The 22,560-nt window shown below is 43.2% G+C and carries 21 protein-coding genes; 14 read left to right on the top strand and 7 right to left on the bottom strand.

What is annotated here, in order from left to right; all coding sequences use genetic code 11:
• Nucleotides 1–102: 102 nt before the first annotated feature.
• The 7 genes from R2I63_RS02080 to R2I63_RS02050 all read left to right on the top strand — a co-directional run bounded on the left by R2I63_RS02080 (nt 103) and on the right by R2I63_RS02050 (nt 7,596).
• Complete coding sequence (locus R2I63_RS02080; RefSeq protein ID WP_316358312.1) at nt 103–372, top strand: hypothetical protein; 270 nt, start codon at nt 103–105, stop codon at nt 370–372.
• A gap of 32 nt (nt 373–404) precedes the next feature.
• Nucleotides 405–1,670, top strand: coding sequence for a tyrosine--tRNA ligase (gene tyrS, locus R2I63_RS02075; RefSeq protein ID WP_316358309.1), 1,266 nt, complete (start codon nt 405–407; stop codon nt 1,668–1,670).
• 132 nt (nt 1,671–1,802) lie between these two features.
• Nucleotides 1,803–2,114: an HU family DNA-binding protein gene (locus R2I63_RS02070; RefSeq protein ID WP_316358308.1), complete on the top strand. Its 312-nt coding sequence runs from the start codon at nt 1,803–1,805 to the stop codon at nt 2,112–2,114.
• Between the two features lie 33 nt (nt 2,115–2,147).
• Entirely contained in the window at nt 2,148–3,629 is a 1,482-nt protein-coding gene (locus tag R2I63_RS02065) for a hypothetical protein (protein WP_316358307.1), read from the top strand.
• Between the two features lie 54 nt (nt 3,630–3,683).
• Nucleotides 3,684–4,658 carry a L,D-transpeptidase gene (locus R2I63_RS02060; protein ID WP_316358306.1) on the top strand — a complete coding sequence of 325 codons (975 nt, stop codon included), beginning with the start codon at nt 3,684–3,686 and terminating at the stop codon, nt 4,656–4,658.
• Nucleotides 4,659–4,670: 12 nt separating this feature from the next.
• The gene (locus tag R2I63_RS02055; protein ID WP_316358304.1) at nt 4,671–5,633 is read left to right on the top strand and encodes an acetyl-CoA carboxylase carboxyltransferase subunit alpha; all 963 of its coding nucleotides are present in this window, start codon (nt 4,671–4,673) and stop codon (nt 5,631–5,633) included.
• 31 nt (nt 5,634–5,664) lie between these two features.
• The gene (locus R2I63_RS02050; RefSeq protein ID WP_316358302.1) at nt 5,665–7,596 is read left to right on the top strand and encodes an ABC transporter ATP-binding protein; all 1,932 of its coding nucleotides are present in this window, start codon (nt 5,665–5,667) and stop codon (nt 7,594–7,596) included.
• Between the two features lie 9 nt (nt 7,597–7,605).
• Here R2I63_RS02050 and R2I63_RS02045 read toward each other — a convergent pair whose 3' ends face one another.
• Nucleotides 7,606–8,304, bottom strand: a complete 699-nt coding sequence (locus R2I63_RS02045; protein WP_316358300.1) for a putative quorum-sensing-regulated virulence factor — start codon at nt 8,302–8,304, stop codon at nt 7,606–7,608.
• Between the two features lie 312 nt (nt 8,305–8,616).
• On the opposite strand from R2I63_RS02045, the gene pdhA reads away from it, so the two are divergent.
• From pdhA to R2I63_RS02025, 4 genes are all read left to right on the top strand, one after another.
• Entirely contained in the window at nt 8,617–9,645 is a 1,029-nt protein-coding gene (gene pdhA / locus R2I63_RS02040) for a pyruvate dehydrogenase (acetyl-transferring) E1 component subunit alpha (protein WP_316358298.1), read from the top strand.
• Nucleotides 9,642–10,637, top strand: a complete 996-nt coding sequence (locus tag R2I63_RS02035; protein ID WP_316358296.1) for an alpha-ketoacid dehydrogenase subunit beta — start codon at nt 9,642–9,644, stop codon at nt 10,635–10,637. The genes pdhA and R2I63_RS02035 overlap by 4 nt, the downstream gene beginning before the upstream one ends.
• Nucleotides 10,638–10,642: 5 nt before the next feature.
• Complete coding sequence (locus tag R2I63_RS02030; protein WP_316358294.1) at nt 10,643–11,932, top strand: dihydrolipoamide acetyltransferase family protein; 1,290 nt, start codon at nt 10,643–10,645, stop codon at nt 11,930–11,932.
• A gap of 79 nt (nt 11,933–12,011) precedes the next feature.
• Nucleotides 12,012–13,412: a hypothetical protein gene (locus tag R2I63_RS02025; RefSeq protein ID WP_316358291.1), complete on the top strand. Its 1,401-nt coding sequence runs from the start codon at nt 12,012–12,014 to the stop codon at nt 13,410–13,412.
• 3 nt (nt 13,413–13,415) lie between these two features.
• Here the strand turns inward: R2I63_RS02025 and R2I63_RS02020 are convergent, their stop codons facing one another.
• From R2I63_RS02020 to R2I63_RS01995, 6 genes are all read right to left on the bottom strand, one after another.
• On the bottom strand, nt 13,416–14,336 hold the full coding sequence (locus R2I63_RS02020) for a magnesium transporter CorA family protein (protein WP_316358290.1): 921 nt from the start codon (nt 14,334–14,336) through the stop codon (nt 13,416–13,418).
• A 157-nt stretch (nt 14,337–14,493) separates the two neighbouring features.
• The gene (gene lpxD / locus R2I63_RS02015; protein WP_316358289.1) at nt 14,494–15,540 is read right to left on the bottom strand and encodes a UDP-3-O-(3-hydroxymyristoyl)glucosamine N-acyltransferase; all 1,047 of its coding nucleotides are present in this window, start codon (nt 15,538–15,540) and stop codon (nt 14,494–14,496) included.
• A 10-nt stretch (nt 15,541–15,550) separates the two neighbouring features.
• Nucleotides 15,551–16,114: an OmpH family outer membrane protein gene (locus R2I63_RS02010; RefSeq protein ID WP_316358288.1), complete on the bottom strand. Its 564-nt coding sequence runs from the start codon at nt 16,112–16,114 to the stop codon at nt 15,551–15,553.
• 65 nt (nt 16,115–16,179) lie between these two features.
• Complete coding sequence (gene bamA / locus R2I63_RS02005; protein WP_316358286.1) at nt 16,180–18,531, bottom strand: outer membrane protein assembly factor BamA; 2,352 nt, start codon at nt 18,529–18,531, stop codon at nt 16,180–16,182.
• 124 nt (nt 18,532–18,655) lie between these two features.
• Nucleotides 18,656–19,255: a recombination mediator RecR gene (gene recR / locus R2I63_RS02000; protein WP_445083664.1), complete on the bottom strand. Its 600-nt coding sequence runs from the start codon at nt 19,253–19,255 to the stop codon at nt 18,656–18,658.
• A 108-nt stretch (nt 19,256–19,363) separates the two neighbouring features.
• Nucleotides 19,364–19,696, bottom strand: coding sequence for a hypothetical protein (locus tag R2I63_RS01995; protein WP_316358283.1), 333 nt, complete (start codon nt 19,694–19,696; stop codon nt 19,364–19,366).
• A gap of 169 nt (nt 19,697–19,865) precedes the next feature.
• Between R2I63_RS01995 and R2I63_RS01990 the strand changes: the two genes are divergently transcribed.
• From R2I63_RS01990 to fabG, 3 genes are read left to right on the top strand one after another with little or no spacing between them, the layout of a single operon-like run.
• Entirely contained in the window at nt 19,866–20,864 is a 999-nt protein-coding gene (locus tag R2I63_RS01990; protein ID WP_316358280.1) for a beta-ketoacyl-ACP synthase III, read from the top strand.
• Nucleotides 20,857–21,789, top strand: coding sequence for an ACP S-malonyltransferase (gene fabD, locus R2I63_RS01985; protein ID WP_316358278.1), 933 nt, complete (start codon nt 20,857–20,859; stop codon nt 21,787–21,789). The genes R2I63_RS01990 and fabD overlap by 8 nt, the downstream gene beginning before the upstream one ends.
• Nucleotides 21,790–22,545, top strand: coding sequence for a 3-oxoacyl-ACP reductase FabG (fabG, locus tag R2I63_RS01980; RefSeq protein WP_316358275.1), 756 nt, complete (start codon nt 21,790–21,792; stop codon nt 22,543–22,545).
• Nucleotides 22,546–22,560 lie beyond the last annotated feature (15 nt).

Below are 22,560 nucleotides of genomic sequence, written 5' to 3'. Positions count from 1 at the left end.
AATTTTAATGTGTTAACCCTGGTTTTTCATTACTTGAGTTTTTAGAAGATATTTGTCATGCTGGGGGTTTTGGAGAACTCCCTGCATGAGGATCAACTTATAATGGCAAATGGACTTGCAGAAGAAAGTGAAAAGACAAAAAAAACGCGTGAGAAACTACGCAGGCGATTGCAGGAAATGGATAGGGGAATTACTCCTCAGGCTTTGAAGAGAAAATCCTCTGAAATTCATAGATGGATCACGCGTCATGCCTCTGATCGGGTCGTTCTCCGCAGCAAATCCATTTCTCTTTTCGATGAAAACCAAAACACAGCGGACCTAAGTCAAAAGGTTAATGCTGTGGTTGAAAAGTTAAAAAAGCTTGCTCCTTGAGATAAATCTTCTTTAGGGGTACACTCGCATTCATGGAAAATGTGATCGAATTTCTGGAAAGGCGCGGTTTTGTTGACAATACCACGAGCGAAGAGCTGAAAAAACTCGCTGAAAAACCCTTTAAAGGGTACATCGGTTTTGATCCAACGGCAGATAGTCTTCATATTGGGCATCTTGTAGGGATTGTGGGACTCGCTTGGCTTGAAAAATTTGGTCATACACCTGTTGCTTTACTGGGTGGAGCTACTGGGAAAATTGGGGACCCTTCTGGGAAGAATCACGAACGCCCCCTTCTCACTAGGGAAGTTCTTGAGCAAAATGTTCTGGGGATTCGCAGACAGCTTGAAAACTGCTTGAAAACTCCTGTTGTTTTAAATAATGACGATTGGCTTGGATCCTTTAGCCTCATCGATTTTTTAAGAGATGTTGGGAAACATTTTCGAGTGGGACCAATGATGGGAAAGGAGAGTGTTCGGAGTAGATTTGAATCTGAAGAAGGAATTAGTTTTACTGAGTTTAGTTACCAATTGCTTCAGGGATACGACTTTTACCATTTGTTTGAGAAGGAAGGTGTTTCTGTTCAAATGGGAGGGAGTGATCAGTGGGGGAATATTACCGCAGGAATTGAGTTTACTCGAAAGATCACTGGAAAAGCGAACTACGGATTGACCTTCCCATTACTTACCCGAAGTGATGGAGCGAAATTTGGAAAGAGTGAGCAGGGAGCCATTTGGCTCGATCCAAAGAAAACATCTCCTTATCAATTTTATCAATATCTTGTTCGCGTTGCGGATGGCGACGTAGTACAACTCCTCCGTATGCTCACCTTTATTGATTTAGAGGAGATTGAAGCCTACGATAAATCGATTACATCGGGATCTTTTACTCCGAATATTGCGCAAAAACGGCTTGCTGAGGAAGTCACCCGTTTTGTTCACGGGGAAGAAGGGTTGCGAGTCGCTCTAAAAGTGACTGAGGCTGCAGCTCCAGGTTCTAAAGCAACTTTGGACCCGAAGGTGCTTGAAGAAATTGCGAAAGACATGCCAAATACTTCAATGGCGATACGTGATATTGTCGATCAAAATTATGTTGATGTCGCTGCGCAAGCAGGTCTTTCTGCCAGTAAAGGAGAAATCGTTCGATTAATCAAAAATGGTGGAGCCTATCTCAACAACGAAAAAGTCGAAGATCAAGCTCTTTTGATCGAATCTAAACATATCATTGGCGGCAAATATATTCTTTTGGGAGCCGGCAAAAAAAAGAAAATTTTAATCAAAATTGAAAAAGAACTTGCTTGAAAATCAGTAAGATAGAAGAATAAGAGCAAGGAAGCAAAATTCTTGCTTAATCTTTTTCGTTGAAAGAAAACAGCAAGACATGAGAAGAGGAATTTAATCTCTTTTGTTTAACATTTAAAGGAGCAGGGTGATATGGCAACGATTACAAAAAAGAAGCTCATTAGTGAGATATCTCGCCGCCGAGGGCTTCATCCCAACGAAGTACGCCTTGTGGTGCAGTCGTTTTTAGACTGTATGACAGAGTATCTTTCTGAAGGAGACCGCTTGGAATTTCGTGATTTCGGCGTTTTTGAAGTTGTAAAAAGAAAACAAAAAATTGGAAGAAACCCCAAAAATGCTTCAGTACCTATTATCATCCCAGAAAGAAGGGCAGTGAAATTCACTCCTGGAAAGAAGATGAAAAACCTAATAGAAACTGAAGAGCAGCAAGGAGCTGCACTGTAGAGTAGAAATACTCTGCGAGTTTGGGTGGAAGCTATGAGTGGTCTCGTCACTTTTTTCAAAAGCTGTCAGGATTTTGATTCTGGCTCCGACCTTTTGAATCAGGCATCTGATGCCTTCTTAAAGGGTGAAGAAATTGGCGGGGTCCTTCTTTTTTCTGTGATTGAGGAGTGCAAAGCACTTCCTTTAGAATCTCCAGAAGATTGTCTTGGTTTTTACCGGCTTTTAATTTCAATTCTTTTTATGAGAAAAGATGAGAATCAAAGGCTAGATTATCATATTGAAGGACTGATTCGAAAGGGGAAAGCTAAAGGGTTTTGGAAAAGTTTCCAGTTAGAAGAGGGGTACCGCATACTTGTTGACTACTTATATGAAGGCACAAGGCAGCCTTTCGAGATTAAACAGCTTGAGAAAGGCGCCGTGCTTCAGGAAAACGAGATGCACGCTCTCGAACGACACATTCCTCATCCCAAAGAAAATGCTGAACTTGCTCTTGTCTGCCTCTATCTTGGATGGGTGTGGCAAGATGATGAGCTTGTACAATCTGGATTAAAACTTACCGAGTTTTGTCTCTCCCTTTGTGATCACGACGGAGCACTTTTTCAGGGAATGTGGGTAAGAGAATCAGAATATCGCGAGAAAGAGAATACTCAGACATTCTCCCTTCTTTTTACGATTGCTTCTCATGTGGCTTTGAGTTCCAAAGTTCAGGTCGTTTCTGAGGCTTTATTTGAAAAGAGAGAAGGACTGCAGCCATTTGTTGCTCTTTTTGCAAAAGCCTTTCAAAGGTTGATCGAAGATGAGGAGTCATTTCCCAAGATTCATGAAGGGTTAACTCTTTATGACCATGACCAAAGCTTAGGTTTTTTGCGTTACCATCATGATAGCTTAAGCTTTGCTTGCTCCGCATCAGGGGTAAATACTGGATTGGGGGTGATTCATAAAAAGGGAGTTCACATCACGAGCTTTGGCCCTCATTATGCCCCGTTGGCGGATTCAAATTGTTATGGGATCTTTCGCCCTTCTAATGGAAGTCGTGATGGATTTAAAGACTTAACTATAGAGTCTGGAGATGAAAAAGCCCGACTTAAAGGCTGGACTCGTGTTGTGACCCCCTTAGCTTCTCATGTTTCTAAGCAACCCTATTCCTTTGCTGAGAGAGGTCAACAATGGCTGTTTTTTGATGTAGTAGGGGAGAAAGACACGGTTAATCTCACCATTCGTCAAAGTCAGTTTGATGAAACGGCCCCCCTCCACTTTGTCTTTTTTGTTTCAGCTGATAAAGGAATAATTGAAGGGGAAGGAGAGATCCTTCCTAAAGCCCTGGAGCGGTTTCAGGGAAGGTCAGATAAAATTATTTTTAGCAGAGGGGCAGAAGTGGTCACTATTACGCCCAATTTTGAGGGCGAGATGGAGGTAATTCCCCTAGCGGGAGGCGATCATTTTTGGTCAGCAGATTTTTTACTTGCTTTTCCGTTAAAGGAAAAGATGTTTGCTTACCGCTGGAACATCGAGTAAAATTTTTGTTCCCTTGCAAAGAATAAAAAAATCAGGATAATTTACGCATCACTTTTGGAGAATGTTGTGTCGATACCTAAAGCAATTTTTATTGGTTCCCTCTCACTTTTTGCTGTAATTGGTGGGCTCGCTCTTTTTAAAAAGAAAGGCGAAACAGCGCCTAAGGAATTAGTAGCAAATCCTGCGCCTGTTGTGGAAGCTGTCGAAGTGGCTCCTGAGCGATTGCAGCAATATCTGAAGCCTGTTCAAGATGAAGTGGCTGAGGAAGAGATGGACCAGGTTTGGCGCCTCTTTACAAAGGGAAAGCAAAAACTTCCACTTGTTGAGACTGTTCGTTATAAAAGCCGTGTCTCTTGGCTGAAGGGAAGGCCTGCGTGGATCACTGATTATGCAGCTCATTTTTCGACATCACGTCATTTTATTGCGCGGAGCTTGAACGGAAAGAAAGATTACTACACACAGAAGATTTCTCCGGGTGATCAGTTTAATATCTTAAAGAAAGATGTGAATTTTTATTTAGTTGTTGATCTCTCTCGTTGCAAATTGTGGTTTTATGCTCTGGATGGAGCAACAAACGAGCGTCATTTGCTAAAAACCTACAAAGTTGGACTTGGCCGTTTTGATGAAGATTCTTATTCTGGCTTGCTGACTCCGAAAGGAAAGTTCTCCTTGGGGGACAAGGTAGCGATTTATAAGACAGGAATGGCGGGCTACTTCCAAGATGATGAAGTGGAGATGGTGCGAATTTTTGGGACAAGGTGGATCCCTTTTTCGGAAGAGCTTAGCGGAGAAGGGGACAGCCCTTGTGGATATGGTTTCCATGGTGCTCCATGGGTGTTTGATGTGGGAACTGAAACATACAGTGAGGATATTTCGACAATTGGAAGTTATGAAAGTGATGGTTGTATCCGACTTGCACAAAACGACATTGAAGAATTGTATGCCATTATTATTACTAAACCAACCGTTGTGGAAATCGTGACCGATTTTCATGATGCGGAGGTCCCTGGAGATCTAGTAGAAAATTAAGAAGGTGGAAGAATGTTAGGCCATGAAAAGCAAATCCATGATCATGAAAAGACCATTGCTCAGTTAAAAGAGCAAAATAAGGTCAATGGGATTTGGACTGATGAGGAGCTTATTAAGCTTGAAAAAAAGCTTGAGAAACTTAAGAATCAGGTCTACTCACAACTTTCTCCTTGGGAGCGTGTAACGATTTGTCGCCATCCCGATCGTCCCCGTTCCATAGATTATATTAAGAACCTATGTGAGAGTTTCACCGAGATCTTTGGTGATCGTCTTTACCGTGATGACCAAGCGATTGTTGCAGGTTTAGGGATCATTGGTGGGAAAAAGTTTGTGATTATTGCTCAAGAAAAAGGGTGCGATACTGAAAGTCGTCTTTACCGCAACTTTGGGATGCCCTATCCTGAAGGATACCGGAAAGCCCTTCGAGTGATGAAACTTGCTGAAAAATTCAATCTACCTGTCCTTTCTCTTCTTGATACGCCCGGAGCGTACCCTGGACTTGCCGCTGAGGAAAGAGGGCAAGGGTCCGCTATTGCAACCAATCTTTTAGAGATGGCCAATCTTAAAACCCCCGTTATTGTTGTTCTTATTGGAGAAGGATGTTCTGGGGGGGCTTTAGGAATGGGCGTTGGCGACGTCTTTGGAATGCTTGAGCATTCCTACTATTCTGTAATTTCCCCTGAAGGGTGTGCTTCGATTCTTTGGCGGGATGCTGCCAAAAATGAAGAGGCGGCAGAAACCCTCAAAATGCAGGCTGAAGATCTTCTTGAGTTTGGAGTAATCGACGAGATTATTGAAGAACCGCAGGGAGGAGCCCATCATGATCCGAAGCTAGTCTATAACGGTGTAAAAAAATTCATTACGAAAGAGGCAAAGCGTCTCGAAAAAATCCCTGTTGATGAGCTTTTAGAAAAGAGATATCAAAAGTTTCGCAAATTAGGGGCTTTCACTGTCGAGTCCGAAGCTGCAGAGTGACAATTAACCTAGAATCGCGTAATCTAGCTTCATGAAAATACTCCTAAAAGCTGCATTGCGCGTTCGCCGGCATCTATCTCTTTTTATTGTTACGCTTGCCGCTCTTCTTGGCCTAACTGTCGCTAGCTATGTGGAGATGTTTAGTATCGGAGTGATTTCTGATACAGGAGCAGATTTCTTTGCGCTATTTGCCTCTAAAAATGACAAAGGTGAGTATAGCGATTATGTTACCCAGGAAGACATCCAAGAAAAATGGAAAAAAATTGATCGAGAAAAGACTGGGCATATCACTAAAGACGACGCTCAAAGCTTCATGATTAAGAAGACGGGGAGTAATCCTCTTAAGCGCGTGATGTACCAGATCAAGCGTCACTTTCATTTCGAACAGAATATGAAGGCCTTCATCACTCTTCTTCTGATGGTGGCGATTTTCAAAGCCCTCTTTCTTTTCTTCAGCCGTTATGCGACACAGATTTTATCCATCCGAATTAGTCGGGATTTAAGACAGCAATATTTCGAGCATCTACAACATCAGCAAATGAGCTTTTTCCAAAAATATAATATTGGAACCCTTTCCTCAAGAGTAACAGGGGATGCTAACCAAATAGCATCCTCGATTAATTCCTTTCTGATAAATTATATTCAAGCTCCCTTTACCATTATTGCAGCTCTTGTTGGGTGTTTCTGGATGTCGTGGGAGCTCTCTACGGTAATCTTTTTAGGGCTCCCCATGATCGTTCTTCCCGTAGTTTTTGTGACGCGAAAAGTAAAAAGAATTACGCGTCAGCTGCAGAAAAACCAAGAGGGGTTCGCTTCAGTTCTGATTGACTTTCTAGCAGGAATTCAAACTGTCAAAGTTTTTGCAATGGAACCCTTTTCATTTAAGAAGTACCAAGAGCAGAACGTTCAAATGGCCAGACTTGAGAGTAAAACTGCCAAATATGATCTTCTTACACGCCCCATTCTTCACACGATTACTACCGCATGCTTGGCGACCGTCATTATTGTGGGTTTGCATATTTTAGATATGAGGATTTCTGAGCTTATTGTTTTTGCAGGGCTTCTCCACCTTTTTTATGAGCCTGTGAAGAAGTTCGCTGAGGAAAATAGCAACATTCAAAAGGGAGTTGTTGCTGCTGAAAGAATGTACGAGGTTCTCAATCTAAGGCCTGAGATCAGTGATCATCCTGACGCAATCGAAATGAGTCATTTTTCCACAGCGCTAGAATTTGATAAGGTGTGGTTCAAATATGGCAATAAGTGGATCCTTAAAGACCTTAGTTTTTCTGTGAAGAAAGGAGAAACAGTAGCTCTTGTAGGGAGCACTGGAGCTGGGAAATCAACGATTGTTCAGCTACTACCTCGACTTTACGATATTCAAAAGGGAGAGATTCGGATAGACGGAAAGCCTATCCAGAGGTATACCCAGAACTCACTCCGAGAGCATATTGCTTTTGTTCCTCAAAAACCCTTTCTTTTCTACGACACGATCGCAGCCAATATTTCATATGGTAAATCCTTCTCAAAGGAAGCGATTATTAAAGCGGCTAAGAAGGCCCATGCTCATGAATTTGTCAAAGACCTTCCAAATACCTACGACACGATGCTTGCTGAAACAGGTAAGAACTTTTCTGGTGGACAACAACAACGTTTAGCAATTGCCCGCGCACTTGTTAAAGATGCTCCCATCCTGATTCTTGACGAGGCGACTTCCTCTCTTGATGCTGTAAGCGAAGATAAAATCAAGATGGCGATTAAAGAGCTTCACGGTGAGGTCACCCAAATCCTCATTGCTCACCGCCTTTCCACTATCGAGTATGCTGATCGGATTATTTACCTAGAGCATGGCCAAAAAGTTGCCGAGGGAAGTAAGGAGGAGCTTCTTGCCACCTGCGAGCCTTTCAAGCATCTTTGGGAAACGCACTTCCGCTCCCAAAGACAACCTGAACCTATCGCGCATTAAATCAATTATTTACTTAGGGAGCATTCCGAGGGCTGCGAAGGCTTCTTTAAGCTCTTCGTTATCGGGCTTGTCGAGGGCCCCATTTTCATGGAGCCAGCGGACGTATCCGGGGGGCATCTCTTTGAGGGGAGTGCCGCGGTGCTTGCCGAAGGGCATGTGGCGGAGGGTTTGTTTTTGGGCCATGAGCTCGATGATTGTTTCCATCGTAAGGTCGTCAATCATAAGCGAAAAAACCTGGTGAAGAATGATCACATCGTCAAGGGCACGGTGTGCATTATTTGCTTCAATTCCGTGATATTCTCTGAGATGTTGAAGGGAGTGGCGTGGAAGGTCAGGGCGGTATTTTCGAGAAAATTTAAGTGAGTCGATAAAGGGCCAGCTGGGGAAAGGGACGCCATTTCTCTCAAACTCATTTTTGATAAAGGGTTTATCAAAGGCATCATTGTTATGGGCAATCAGAACCACTTCTTCGGAGCAGAAGGCGGTAAATTTTTTGGCGACTTCTTCGAAGGAGGGAGCCTCTTTAACCATTTCATCGGTAATCTTATGGATGGCGCTGGCCTCTGGGGGAATAGGGCAGCCAGGGTTGATCAAACTTTCGAACGTGCGATCTTGAACAGGGTCATAGGCTGCAATCTCAATAATCCGATCCTTATCAGGACGGACGCCGGTGGTTTCAGTATCGTAGTAGATAGGGCGCTTTGTCATATCAGCAACTGTACCTTAAGCGATTAAAATTTGTCAAAATCCCTTTGATGGGGTATGATAAATCCTTTGTTGTAAATTTAAGGATAGGATAATGCGAATTGCTTTAATGCTTCTTGGTTTAGTGGCCTTCATGGTGGGATGTTATCAGGTGAGTTCGAGTGGTGATGATGATCTTCGTGCGGTGCCAGTAACAAATAATCCTAACATTGTACCAGATAGAGGGTTGGGGCCGATGCAGTCAATGCCCTATTGACTTCACTAGGGTTTATCAATTAAGTTTAGCATATAAAGCAGGGGCAGGCGGCGCTATCTATGGCAAAGAAAACCATTCATCACGTTAAGTATAACTTCTTTGAGTCAAGTGCTGACGCAGCGGAAAAAGCGCTCGGCAAGGAAGGGCTCAAAGGCATCTTGAAGGAGATGCTTCTCATCCGTCATTTTGAATTGCGGGCCGAATCGGCTTATCAGCAAGGAAAAGTGGGAGGGTTCTTCCATGCCTATATGGGACAGGAAGCAATCCAAACTGCTGCTGTAAGTGCAATGGGGCGGGACCATAATTGGTGGATCACAACCTATCGATGTCATGCCTTGGCAATGCTTAATGGAGCAACGCCCAATGAAATGATGGCGGAGCTGTACGGTAAGGTCACTGGAAATGCGATGGGAAGAGGGGGTTCGATGCATTTCTACGCAGATCGGATGCTTGGAGGCTTTGGAATTGTAGGAGGGCATTTGCCGATTGCGACAGGAGCTGCGTTTTCTCTAAAGTATCAGAAACAAGACGGTGTTGCGGTATGCTTTTTAGGAGATGGGGCATTTGTGCAAGGAGCGATTCATGAGTCGCTTAACTTGGCTTCTCTATGGGATCTCCCATGTATTTATGTGATTGAAAACAATCAATGGGGAATGGGAACTGCTGTGAATCGAGCTCTTTGTGTACAACCAATTGCAGAACACTTTGCTCCCGCTTATGGAATGAAATCCTATACTTTGGATGGGATGGACTTTTTAAGCTGTTATGGAGGGTTCCATCACATTTATGAAGAAGTTAGAAAAACAGGAAGGCCTGTATTGGTTGAAGCGGTGACCGAACGTTTTCGGGGACACTCTATTTCTGACCCCGCTCTTTATAGGAGCAAGGAAGAGCTTGAGGAAGCAAAAAGCCGCGACCCAATCCATCTTTTTGCAGACGAGCTTAAGAAGCGCAAAGTAATCAATGACAAAGAATTTGAAGCAATGGATAAAGAGCAAAAAGAGATTGTCATTGCTTCGATGAAATTTGCTGAAGAAAGCTCAGATCCAGATGTGACCACACTTGAGGAGGATGTTTTTGCCCCATGAGTGATAAAATGCAGACAGTAGAATTAAGAGAAGCAATTAGGCAAGCGATCGATGAAGAAATGGAGAGAGACGATAAAGTCTATCTCATGGGAGAAGAGGTTGCAGAGTACAACGGGGCCTACAAAGTCTCCAAGGGACTACTTGATAAGTGGGGACCAAGCCGGATTATTGATACGCCGATTGCTGAAAATGGATTTACAGGATTGAGTGTTGGTGCTGCCATGACGGGTTTGCGCCCAATTGTTGAATTCATGAGCTTCAACTTCTCATTTGTAGCCTTTGATCAACTTGTGTCAAATGCTTGCAAGATGTATTACATGTCTGGAAATCGCTTTAGTGTTCCTATCGTTTTTAGGGGACCAAATGGAGCGGCTGCTCAGGTGTCGTGTCAACATTCACATTGTGTTGAAGCCCTCTATGGAAATCTTCCCGGGTTCATTATTATGGCTCCGAGCAATCCTTATGATGCAAAGGGGCTACTTAAAACAGCGATTCGGAATAACAGTCCAGTGATCTATTTAGAGAATGAACTTGATTATGGAATGAAAATGGAGATTCCTACCGAAGAGTATCTTGTGCCGATTGGAAAGGCCAAGGTTCTCAACGAAGGGAAACATCTGACCCTTATTTCACATAGTCGCATGATTCATCACTGCCAAGAGGTAGTGCAACACTACGCAAGGAAGGGGATAGAAATTGAATTGATCGACCTTCGCACCATTAAACCACTCGATATGGGAACAATTTGCGAATCGGTTCGAAAGACCCATTTTGCGGTTCTTGTTGAAGAAGGACATATTTTTGCAGGAATTTCTGCGGAGATAGGTTTTCAGATTCAAGAACAGTGTTTTGATTTTTTAGATGCGCCGTTAAATCGAGTCTGCCAACTAGAGACGCCTCTCCCTTACAATAAAGTACTTGAGAGAGAGTCCCAGCCCAATCCAGAGCGCATTATGGCTGCAATTGACGAAACCCTACACCGCAGGAGCTGATACCCATGCCGTTTACCCTCACCATGCCGAAACTCACACCTACAATGGAAGGGGGAACCATTGTCAAGTGGCACAAAAAAGAAGGAGACTCAGTCAATGACGGAGATCTTCTTTTTGAAGTTGCAACCGATAAAGCAACTGTTGAACATAGCGCCCTTGATGGAGGGTTTCTTCGAAAAATCCTTGTGAACGAAGGGGAAGAAGCTCTCGTAAATCAAGCTGTTGCTGTTTTTACCGAGGCAAAAGATGAGAGTATTGAAGGCTATCAGCCCGAAGGACTCAAGCAAATAGATACAGAAGCACCTGCTGAAGATGTTGGTGCTACAGAGACAACAACTCCAGCTGCAAAAAAGGCGGGTGGCGTCATGTCCCAGGTTGCGTTTCCCATCGAGCCACCACTTGAAGATTATACCTTTGAATTTGATACAGGTATGCATGAGCGCCTTGCGGCATCACCCCTTGCAAAGAAGCTAGCTAAAGAGAAAGGAATTGATTTGACTTCCGTGAAAGGAACGGGTCCTGACGGACGGGTGATGAGTCGAGATTTGGATTTAGCGCAACCCAATACCCCTGCAAGTTTTGGGCATAAAGGAGCTCCCACAGAAAAGCCAGGTACTTACGGCGAAGAGCCTATGTCTCCGATGAGAAAAGCTATTGGGGAAAAACTTCAAGCTTCTAAAACCTTTATTCCCCATTTTTATGTTCAGCAAGATGTGGATGTTGAGCCAATGATCAACCTGCGCGAACAGCTTAAAGCAGGAGGGATTAAAGTCACTTATAACGACTTTATCATGCGCGCTGCAGCGCTTGCCCTTAAAGAGCATCCTGTCGTGAATAGTGGATTTAATTCTGAAGGGAGTCAGATTGTTCGATTCAAGACAATCGATATAGCCGTTGCCGTGAGTATTGATGAAGGGCTTATTACCCCTATCGTGCGTCATGTCGACTATAAAAACCTCGGGCAGATTTCGGCTGAGGTGAGACACTTAGCAGGTCTTGCTAAAGAGGGGAAACTTCAACCTCATCAATACCGTGGAGGGTCCTTTACTGTTTCGAATTTAGGAATGTTTGGAATCCACGACTTCCAAGCGATTATCAATCCCCCTCAGGTCTCGATCCTCTCAATTGGGGGAATGAGGGACTGCGCCGTTGTTAAAGACGGGCAGGTTGTTCCTGGGAAGCGCATGATGCTCTCCCTTTCTAGTGACCATAGAGTGGTTGATGGAGCAGATGGAGCACGTTTCATTTGTACAGTGCAGAAATATCTTGAAAATCCTACGATATTACTAATTTAAATTAGTATTTCTTTTTACTTATAGTCATTATTGCGCTATCATGCTTGTCAATAACGGACGAAAAGTGGAGAGTTGACACATGTCGGAAATTATATTAACAGTTAAGGGTTATCAGTTTAGTCATCCAAAAGAGAATGTTTCAGCTTCTCTATTCATCCAGAATGCCGCGAAGAAAAGTGATTTTCGACTCAAGGCAGCAGCAAATCTTTTTTTTGCAACTCTATTCAACCTAGGAAATACTGCTTATTACACCACTTCCACAGTCTGGGGAACAGTCACACGGTTTCCTACTCAAGGAAAAAAGGAAGCAAAAAATTTTTTAAATGCACAAGGGCTTAAAGCGCTTAACACCGCTATTTATACTGCAACAACTGTCCTACTCACGATTGCTTCCCTCTACGACTCAAAGTGGGCGCTTTCTCATATTGAAGTCAAACGCCCTCCTCGTCGAGGTCTACCGCGAGAAGAAGAGGTCATTAATCCATTTGAAGCCAAATGCCCTCCTCGTCGAGATCTACCGCGAGAAGAAGAGGTCGTTAATCCATTTGCAAGAGGGTGCAACTATGATCAAGATCTACTACAGGCGCTGCAAGCCACTCCAGAGGGACAGCTTGATCTTTTAAAGGAGGTTTTTCAACACAATTTGGGAAGTGATGATTATTCTAAGGCCTTAATGCTGAAGTGTCAGGGGGTGTTTACTCAGGAGCAAGAACATGCACTGCCAATTTTGAAAGGTCTTCTTGCGCGGATCATTTTTGTTCAAGATTGGGAAACTGCTCCTGAGTTGCAACATGTCATCCCAGTCATTACAACGGAGCTAGAAGCAGTAAAAATAGATGAGACCATTATTAAAGAAAAAGCAGATAAGGTCGCACTTGCTTTAGAGATTCGGCTAGCGAACAGTCAAGCAGCTGAAGAAGCTAAGGCACTTCGGGAAGAGCAAAGTCGAGAGTATCAAGAGGGGGTTGAAGCTGGGCGTCTAAAAGCAGAACAGGCGCGCCTAAAGGAGGCTCAGGAAGAGGCTCTTGGCGAAATTGAAGCGAAGCTTGCTCAGGATCTTGAAGGCCTGGAGGCTCGACTAGAAAGTTTTGATGGGATAAGCGCTGATCTTATACATAACTGGCAGGATACTGCATCAAAGACCCATGGACTTGTTGTATATAATGCTAAGGAGATGTTTAGATTTGTATCCAATCGATTAATAAACATAGATTTAGGAGCGATTGACCTAAGCAAAGTTCCAGAGGTAGCTCTTCATGAAGGTCTACAGGAGACGTATTCATTGGCAGATACTACTTTCTTTGAAAGGATTACTGTTGCTCAAGAAACAATTCAAGCGCGCATTACAGAGATCAACACACTTATTGGTTTTGCAGGCCTTACTGTGCTCAAAAATGCTTTTCCTGAAGGTGCTGAAGATGCTCAAAAAATAGAGCATGGACAACTCGTTCTTGATCATATCGCTGCGTTTCGGCAGTAATTATTAGAGCCATTTCTTTCGCTGAAAGAGGATGAGAGAGAGAATCGAGAGCCCTACAATCAAGACCATAATAACTGAGAAAGCGTACTTTGCGCTTTCCCCTGGAAGTGACACGTTCATTCCATATAGTGAGGCAATCATTGTTGGGATACTGAGGATAATTGTCAGCGCTGTCAGAAGTTTTATCGTTTTATTCAGTTGATTTGTAAAGATGATTTGGTAGGAGTCGCGCAGGCTGCGGATACTTCGTAGGTTGATCGAGCAAAGGTCTTCAGACTGGATACTCGCATTCAATAGATCTTCTAACAGGTCTTGGTCTTTCTCATAAAGCAGCGTGTAGCGCCCAGAGGTGATCGACTCAAGGACTGAGCGCATGGGGACGAGAGAGGAAAGGTACTGATTTAGGATCTCCTCGGTATGGGTGAGATTGGTGATGTCACGACTGTCGACGTAGGACATCTTCTTTTCTTGTTTTAGGACGCTTGTCCGGATCTTCTTGATCTGCAGGGTATATTCTTGCGTAATCTTCAGAAGGATGTAAATAATAAATTTAGATTTGTTGGAGGGGCTGAGTTTAGGCTTTTGGGAGATGAAGTTTTCAACGATTTGGCTTTTCTGAGGACAGATGGTAATAAAATAGTCTTTTGTGAGGATGATGGTAAAAGTAGTGGTATAGAGGCCCGCCTCAGGTTCCATGGGGTGACGGGTAAAGACCAGAACTGTTTCATTAACTTTTTCAACACGGGGGATCTCATAGCGGTCGAGAGAGTCATACATATCGGTATACTCTAAGTCGATCAGCTTACTGATCTGATTGATATCATTGGTGGTTGCGTCTTCAACATGAATCCAGCATCCCTCTTTAGGCTCAGGGATTTCAATGAACTCGTCGTCGTGCTCACCCTTATCGTAGATGGTAATCATAACCCACTACCCATGCAATATAGATATGCCATAAAATACCAGATAAAGAGAATAAACACTAGAGCTACCTGAAAAAATTCTGATGTGAATGAATAATTCACATCTTATAAAGATTAAAATCAGAAACTCCCTAACCGGCATGCGGTTAGGGATGAAATCAACTTTTCTCTAATTTTTCAACACGTTTTTTGAGGGAAGCTAGATCTTTTACAAACGTTGCAATTTTTCTTAGAAGAACTTGACGCTTGTTAAATTCTGGCATCGGGGAGACTGGGCCGCCGCCGTAGATACCAGGCTTAGAGATTGATTTACTGACGCCGCCGCGCGTTGCAATTTTCACGTTATCACAGATTTCAATATGCCCCACGACACCTGCTTGTCCGCCTAAGAAGACGTTGTTGCCGAGTTTTGCCGATCCAGCAATTCCTGTCTGCGAGACAATGATATTGTTTTGGCCAAGTTCGACATTGTGGGCAATTTGTACCAGGTTGTCGAGTTTGGTCCCCTTGCGAACCAGGGTTGATTTGAAACGAGCACGATCGATTGTTGTGTTCGCACCGATTTCGACATCGTCTTCTAGAGTTACCGCTCCAAGCTGTTCTAGCTTGGTGTGACGGCCTGTTTTAGGATCTGTGGTATATCCATAGCCGCAGGAACCAATGACGGCTCCAGGCTGCAATATGACTCTGTTGCCAAGGACACACCTTTCTCTTACGTTTGAATTAGAGTAGAGAGTGCACTTTTCTCCAACAACTACTGATACACCAACATAAACATTAGGGTAGATCTCAGTTTTATCTCCAATTACCGCATAAGCATCAACCACAGCGCAGGGGCCAATGGTGACGTCCTTTCCAATTGTTGCCGTTTCATGGACAACAGCTGATGGATGAACCCCTTTGAATCCTGAGTGTTGATGAGTAGAGGAAAGAACAGCTTCAGCAATGAGCTGGAAGGTGCGAGAAGGGTTACTTCCCACAAGGAAGTTTTTCCCCTTCACTTGACTTGTTTTTTCATCAATGCAGATAACACCCGCACTTGACTGTTTCATTGCTTCGGTATACTTAGGATTTGCTAAAAAAGAGGCATCCTTTTCGGATGCCGATTCGAGATTGTCAACGCTACAAATCTTAAACTCTGGATCGCCGACAAGTTCTGTTTGGGTGAGCTCAGAGAGCTCAGCCAGTGAAAAGTGTTTGGTCATGCTAGAGATCCTATTTTTTCGCTTGATTAGCAGGAGCTTGTGCTGCATTTTCTTTATCAAAACTCTTATCCATCTCATCAATGACAGACTTGGTGATATCAAACGAAGGATTGTAGAAGAAGCATGCTTCTTCGCGGACAACCATAGGAAGTTTTCTCTTTTTAGCAACATTTTCAGATGCTTTTTGAACATGCCCATTTAGGGTTTGCATGAGCTGCATATTAGCTTGCTGCATGACTTGCATGTATTGATTTTGGTACCGATTGTGCTCTTCACTGAGTGTTTGAAAACGAGCTTTCATTTCTTGCTCAGCTTCAGGAGAGAGACTATCAACAAACTCTGGATCATTGAACTTTGTTGCAATGTCGTTAAGTTGTTTTTCGATATCGGTCATCAAGGTTGTCATTTGCTCGCGGAGCTTTTCAAATGATTCCTGCTCTTGCTTCCCATGTTTAGACTCTGTGACACAATTTGTAAAATTCACAATTCCGTAAGGGATTTCTTCTGCGAAGCTCTTAAGAGATGTAAGACAGAGTAGAGAGGTAAGTAGAATGAAAATCTGTCGCTTTTTCATGAATTGACTCCTTAAAATATTTTTTAACTTGGTGTTGATCATAGCATTTTTGAGATTTATTGCCCTTAAAATTGTCCGCCCATCGAGATAAAGAAGTTTTTCTTGTCATCTTTTCTCTCAGGGTTAATTGGGAAGCCTAAACCGAGCATGATAGGAACGCGGTTTCCAAGTTCAATCCGAGCTCCGACACCCCAACTCATCCTAAGACTTGGGACATCAAACTGATCAGCAGAAATTGAACCACCATCAAAGAAGGTGAAAAGGTCCAGCATTCTAAAGATATTCTGGTTGTATTCGATAGAAAGGAGAGCTGAGGAGAGGCCACCCGTAGGGTCGTCTTTTTCCTTTCCTTTATCATTATCAAAGTGGGGCCCTAGGATATAGGGTTTGTATCCACGAACAGAAGTTTCACCTCCCAAAAAGAATTTCTCACTAATCGGGAGATTCTCTGCCGAACCTTCAGCAAATGGAAAAAGGAATTTAAAGTCCCAGCGAAGTTTAAGGGTTCCTTTCCTCCACACGGGATAATAATAAGCATTCAAATAGCTAGCTTTTATGAATGGGAAAATAGTGTTTGATGACTTGTTTTCTTTTTGTTTTAGCATGACTGCTCCGATCTCCACTTGTGTGGAAGAGTAAAACCCTCTATGAGGCTTAAAGGCGTTATCTCTTGAATCATAGGAAATTGAGTTTGAGATACCTGTTACGTAGCCATTATTACGAAGCTCCTTAATCGCGTCATAACTTAATTTTTTTTCATCTACATGTGTGATATTCTTGCGAAAACGCAAATTTGTTCCGTAGGTCCAGTAGGCTGTCAGAGGGTAGCTTGCAAAAATAGATCCTCCATAAGCATTTACGTAATAATCGTCAGACTGTAGCCCAGTTTTTGAATAGTTGAGGTCAAAACCAAAACGCCAGAGAGTATCTCTGAAATAAGGGTCCATCCAGGCGATGGTATAGCTTTGCTGCTTCTTACCGATCTGAACACGTGCATGAGCATATTCTCCAGCACCCCTAAACGAGGACATTCCCTCACGCCACCATTTAGTGAGGCCGCGATGGTCAAAGTTGTTTTCAGCGAGGTCAAGGCCTCCGAATAGGTCGTCAACTGTACTGAACCCAAAGAAGAGGCTCAAGCTTCCAGTTGTTGTTTCTTCGACTTCAATAATAACATCACGGTAGTTTTCACCAAGTTCCTGGTCTTCAGGAGTTTTCACTGGGTACACATTGACTGACTTGAAATAGCCCATAGCTTCAAGACGTTGCTGAGTGACTTTTAGCCTTCTAGTGTCAAACACTTCTCCAGGAACCAATAGAGATTCTCTTAGAATAACATTCTTATTCGTTGAGCTATTTCCAAGGACTCGAATGAGACCAATCTTGAATTGGTCGCCTTCACTAATTTGAATGTCAATATTGTAGACAGGGACACTTCGAGAAAGGTGAAGGGTATAATGGACATCGGTCTCTATATAACCGTCTTTTCCATAGAGATCTTTAATGTTCTGAACGCTATCGCGCAATTTTTCAGGAGAGAAGATGGAGCCATCTTTGATGATCATGGCCTTTTCGATTTGCTCTTCTGTCAAAAGCTCATTTCCCGAGACTGTAATATCTCCAAAATGGAAGAGCTCACCTTTATCGGCATTAATTGAAATTTCAAGACGCCCTTCTTCAGTTTCTTTGACCTGAATGTTGACGCGTGCATCTGCAAAACCTTCATTCTGCAAGTAGTTTACGATAACAAGCTTGTCATGCTCAAGAGCTTCATCATGGTAGTTGCCAGTTCCTGTAATCCAACTCGTGAAAAAATTGTACTTTTTCGTCGTCATGAACTCGAGGATTCTTGATTCTTCGTGTTTTTTGAATCCATTGAAACAAATCTTTTTGATGTGCCCTGAGTTTCCTTCATGGACCGTAATCTCAACATCTACTTCGTTCGTGTTCCCATAAGGAATCAGCTTATATTCAAGCTGGGAGTCGAAGTACCCCTTCTTGACATAGAATTCTTTAACCTTGTTAAAAGCTTTGTTAAAGTCTTCTCGATTAAAAACGGTGTGGGCCTTGATTCCAAGTTCCTTTTGAAGCTTGTGAGTCTTAACCTTTCCATTACCACTCCACGAAATGGCGCGGATCATTGGTTTTTGCCAGAGTTTAATCGTAATATAGACTTCTCCCTGACTGGTTTCCATCGTAGGAACAGCGCGGTCATACTCTTCAGATAGGGTCTTTAAATCACGATCAAAGGTGAGCTGAGAGAAGGGGTCGCCTGATTTGGTTCTTAGCTTAGCGAGGACACGTTCTTGATTAAACGTAGCACCTCGCGGCAGGTTCTCTATGACAATCGCGATTTTTCCTACCCGTTTATTTTCGTATATTTCGGATGCCGGAGAGGCAGCGAAAATGGACTTCATTGGCGCAGTTATCAGTAGTAGGGGAGCTATTGCAGCGAGAAATTTTGTGTTCATTAACGTGGTCTTCTATTATCGATAATAAGTTTTCCGATTATAGAAAACAGGGAATAATTATTGCAAGAGTTTAGAACTTTTGCCTTCCTGAGAAGGCTTGAGAAAGAGTTCCTTCATCAACAAAATCAAGTGAACTTCCAATAGGAAGTCCCAACGCTAAGCGTGAAACTTCAATGCCGTATTTTTCGAATTGTTCTTTAAGATAAAGAGAGGTTGCGTCGCCTTCTAAAGTTGAATCGAGTGCTAAGATAATTTCTTTTGTTCCTAGTCCTTCAATCCGTTTTTGCAGTTGGGGTAGGTTTAGGTTCTCGGGAGTTTTACCATCAAGTGGAGAGAGAAGAGCACCTAAAACATGATAGAGTCCGCGATAGTTGCCGGTTTCTTCAATTGAGTAAGTATCTCGGGGGGTTGCGATGATACACAATTGATTCCGATCCCGTCTTTCATGGTCGCAGAATGAGCACCGCACACCGTCCATCAAACAGCCGCACTCAGCACAGGCTTGCACTCGCTCTTTTAAGGTTGCAACTCCATCAGCGAATTCATGAAGGTCTTTGCCTTCCCATTCTAATAAATGGAAGGCATACCGTTCCGCTGTTTTTTTTCCTACCCCAGGAAGCTTTCTGAGGTAAGCGATGAGAGTAAGCAAGTCTTTAGGATATCTAAGCATACTTTTGAACATAACATTTTGCAGAGATTAATGGCTAGGTGATCAAGAAGAGAATGAAAGGTGCCTTTATTTGTAGGCACCTTCAAAAACAAATAAACAAATCTTGATTTAAGTAAGCTTTGCTGTATCAACTTGAGAAGGGGTGTGCGTAGTCGATGAGGGATGAAGAACTTTAGGTTGTTCAAAAATACGCTTACCTAGGGTGTATAAGCCTATAATAGTAATGAGAGCAGCTACCCCAAACCAGGTCGGATGGTTCACTATATCCAAGTGGGTTCCTACAAACTTTAGGCCTGCCCAAGTCTTTTCAAAAGGAAAGCTAACAACTTTTGGGCTCCAATATGGATTATTTTTTGAAGTATCGGCTGCTATGCTATAGCAGACAAAGGCAATGCCACAAAGCGTAGAACTGCATTTTGTCCAATAACTTTTAGAATTCAAAATATTTGTCAAAAAAAATCATACTTTCTCTTCTATGGTAGGAAATGGAGAGAATCCGGGGGGGGTAAGAATTATCGTCCATGAATAAAAGTTTGTACTATTTGAGGCTTTTTCTTTAATGTTTTTTTGGGTATGATGTTTCTTAGTCATCTAAAGGAATAGTTTTACGATGGATCAAAAAGCAAAGATTATTGGGCTTGGAGCCTACTTGCCCAAACGGGTACTTTCGAATCAAGATTTGGAAAAAATGGTGGAAACCTCTGATGAGTGGATCACCTCGCGAACAGGTATGAAAGAGCGCCGTATCGCTGCTGAGGATGAATTTACTTCAGACATGGGCTATGAAGCGGCAAAGCAGGCCCTTTCTGAAAGTGGAATTCAATCAGAGGATGTAGACCTTATATTGGTGGCCACACTTACCCCTGATTATGTGTTTCCAAGTACGGCGTGTCTGATCCAAAATAAGTTAGGTGCGGTGAATGCGGCAGCCATGGACATGCAGGCAGCATGTTCAGGTTACATCTATGCCCTATCAATGGCAAAGGCTTATGTCGAATCTGGAATGCACAATAACGTTCTTATTATTGCTGCAGAGAAACTTTCCTCAATTGTTGACTATGAAGATCGGAATACTTGCGTGCTCTTTGGCGATGGCGCTTCTGCTTGTGTTGTAAGCGGCTCGAAGCCTGGGTATGTAATTGAAAATGTGTCTCTTGGCTGTGATGGAAAACAGTCGGAACTTCTAATTCTTCCTGCAGGAGGGTCAAAAAGGCCTGCATCGGTTGAAACCGTTCAAGCAGGTGAGCACTTTATTAAGATGGAAGGGAAAGAAGTCTTTAAACATGCGGTGCGTCGAATGGAAGGGGCTGTGAAAAACTGTCTGGATGCTTCTGGGTTAACAGAGAAGGAAATCAGTTGGATGGTTCCTCATCAAGCCAATATCCGTATCATCGAAGCCCTTGCAAAACGGTTTGAAGTTCCCAGAGAGCAGGTCTATCTAACAATACATAAATATGGAAACACTTCTGCCTCTTCAGTGGGGATTGCCCTTGATGAACTCGTTAAGGAAAAGGGTGTGAAACGAGGAGAGCGAATCGTTCTCTTTGGATTTGGAGCGGGACTCACCTGGGGAGCTGCTGCACTAACGTGTGAGGTTGATCATGGATAAGAAAATAGCATTTATTTTTCCTGGGCAAGGAGCTCAGTATGTTGGGATGGGAAAGGACTTCTATGAAGCCTTTGCCATTGTTCGTGAAACTTTTCAAGAGGCGGATGAACTTCTCGGGTTTAGCTTGACAAACCTTATCTTCGAGGGGCCTTCAGAAGAACTGACCCAGACAAAAAATAGCCAAGTCGCAATTTATGTCATGAGCATTGCTCTCTGGCGTGTTTTATCTGAGCAAATGCCAGACATTGCTCCCACGGCTGTTGCTGGATTGAGCTTAGGTGAATACTCTGCCCTAACTGCATCAGGACGCCTCAGTTTTAGGGATGGAATCAAGCTTGTCAGAGCGCGTGGGCTTTATATGCATGAGGCGGGGGTTAACCATCCAGGGACCATGGCAGTATGTTTGGGAATGGCACCTGATGAAGTGGCTGAAATACTTGAGCCAGTTGAAGGAGTGTGGGTAGCAAACCTTAACTGCCCTGGTCAAGTTGTCATTTCTGGAACAGTCCAAGGGGTTTCTGCGGCAGCAGCTCTTCTTAAGGAAAAGGGAGCAAAGCGTGTTCTTCCCCTTGATGTCTCTGGTGCTTTTCATAGCGGGTTAATGGAAGAAGCTAAGAATCAACTTAAGGAAAAAATCGATACAATTTCTCTTGAGAAAAGTTCCATAGATTTAGTGATGAATGCTTGTGGAGATTATGTCTATGAAGAGGGAATTAGAGGGAACATGACACGTCAAGTCGTTGCTCCGGTTCTTTGGGAAAAAGGAATTCGAGCTATGGAGAAAAGAGGGATCGAATGTTTCATTGAGATCGGGTGTGGGAAGACCTTAAGTGGAATGCTTCGAAAAATTGGGGTGAAGGGAGAAATCTTCTCTATAGAAAAAGTTAAAGATTTAGAAACTCTGCATCAAGGAGCGGTGAGTTAAATGGGATTACTTAAAGGAAAACGAGCTCTTATCACTGGGGGAACTTCTGGACTAGGAAAACAGATTGCGTTGACATTTGCTGAAGAGGGGGCCGATGTTGCCGTGATTGGAACAAATCGTGAGCGCGCTCAGCAAGTTGTTGAAACCCTTAAAGAATTTAAAAAGACTCCTGAGCAACAATTTTGGTTTGGTATCGTTAATGTAGGGAACAAGCAAGAAGTTAATGAAGCGGTTGGGGATCTTCTCAAAGAGTGGGATGGGATTGATATCCTGGTTAATTGCGCTGGAATTACTCGAGATAAGCTCTTTATGAAGATGGGTGAAGACGATTGGGATCAGGTGATTGAGACAAACCTGAAGTCGGTATATAACCTTAGCCATGCTCTTGTTCGCCCAATGATGAAGGCTCGAAAAGGAAAAATTATCAATATTACCAGCGTGATTGGGTTGACAGGAAATCCCGGTCAAGTCAATTATGCTGCTTCTAAACTCGGTATGGTCGGGTTTACCCGCTCCCTTGCAAAGGAACTAGGTCCTCGCAATATCAATGTGAATTGTATTGCCCCTGGGTTTTTTGAAACTCCTATGACTGAAGTCCTTAATGAAGAGCAACGGAAGGGGATATTAGATAAGGTTCCCATGGGACGCCTTGGGAATCCAAAAGAAATAGCTCACGCAGCGGTCTTTCTAGCTAGCCACATGTCTGATTATGTGACAGGGCAGGTTTTGACTGTTGATGGGGGCATGATTGCTTAAGTTAATATATAAATT

Origin of the sequence: Candidatus Neptunochlamydia sp. REUL1, assembly GCF_963457595.1 — a bacterium.
Taxonomy (GTDB): Bacteria; Chlamydiota; Chlamydiia; order Chlamydiales; family Simkaniaceae; genus Neptunichlamydia.
This window is presented reverse-complemented; position numbering and strand designations above follow the sequence as displayed.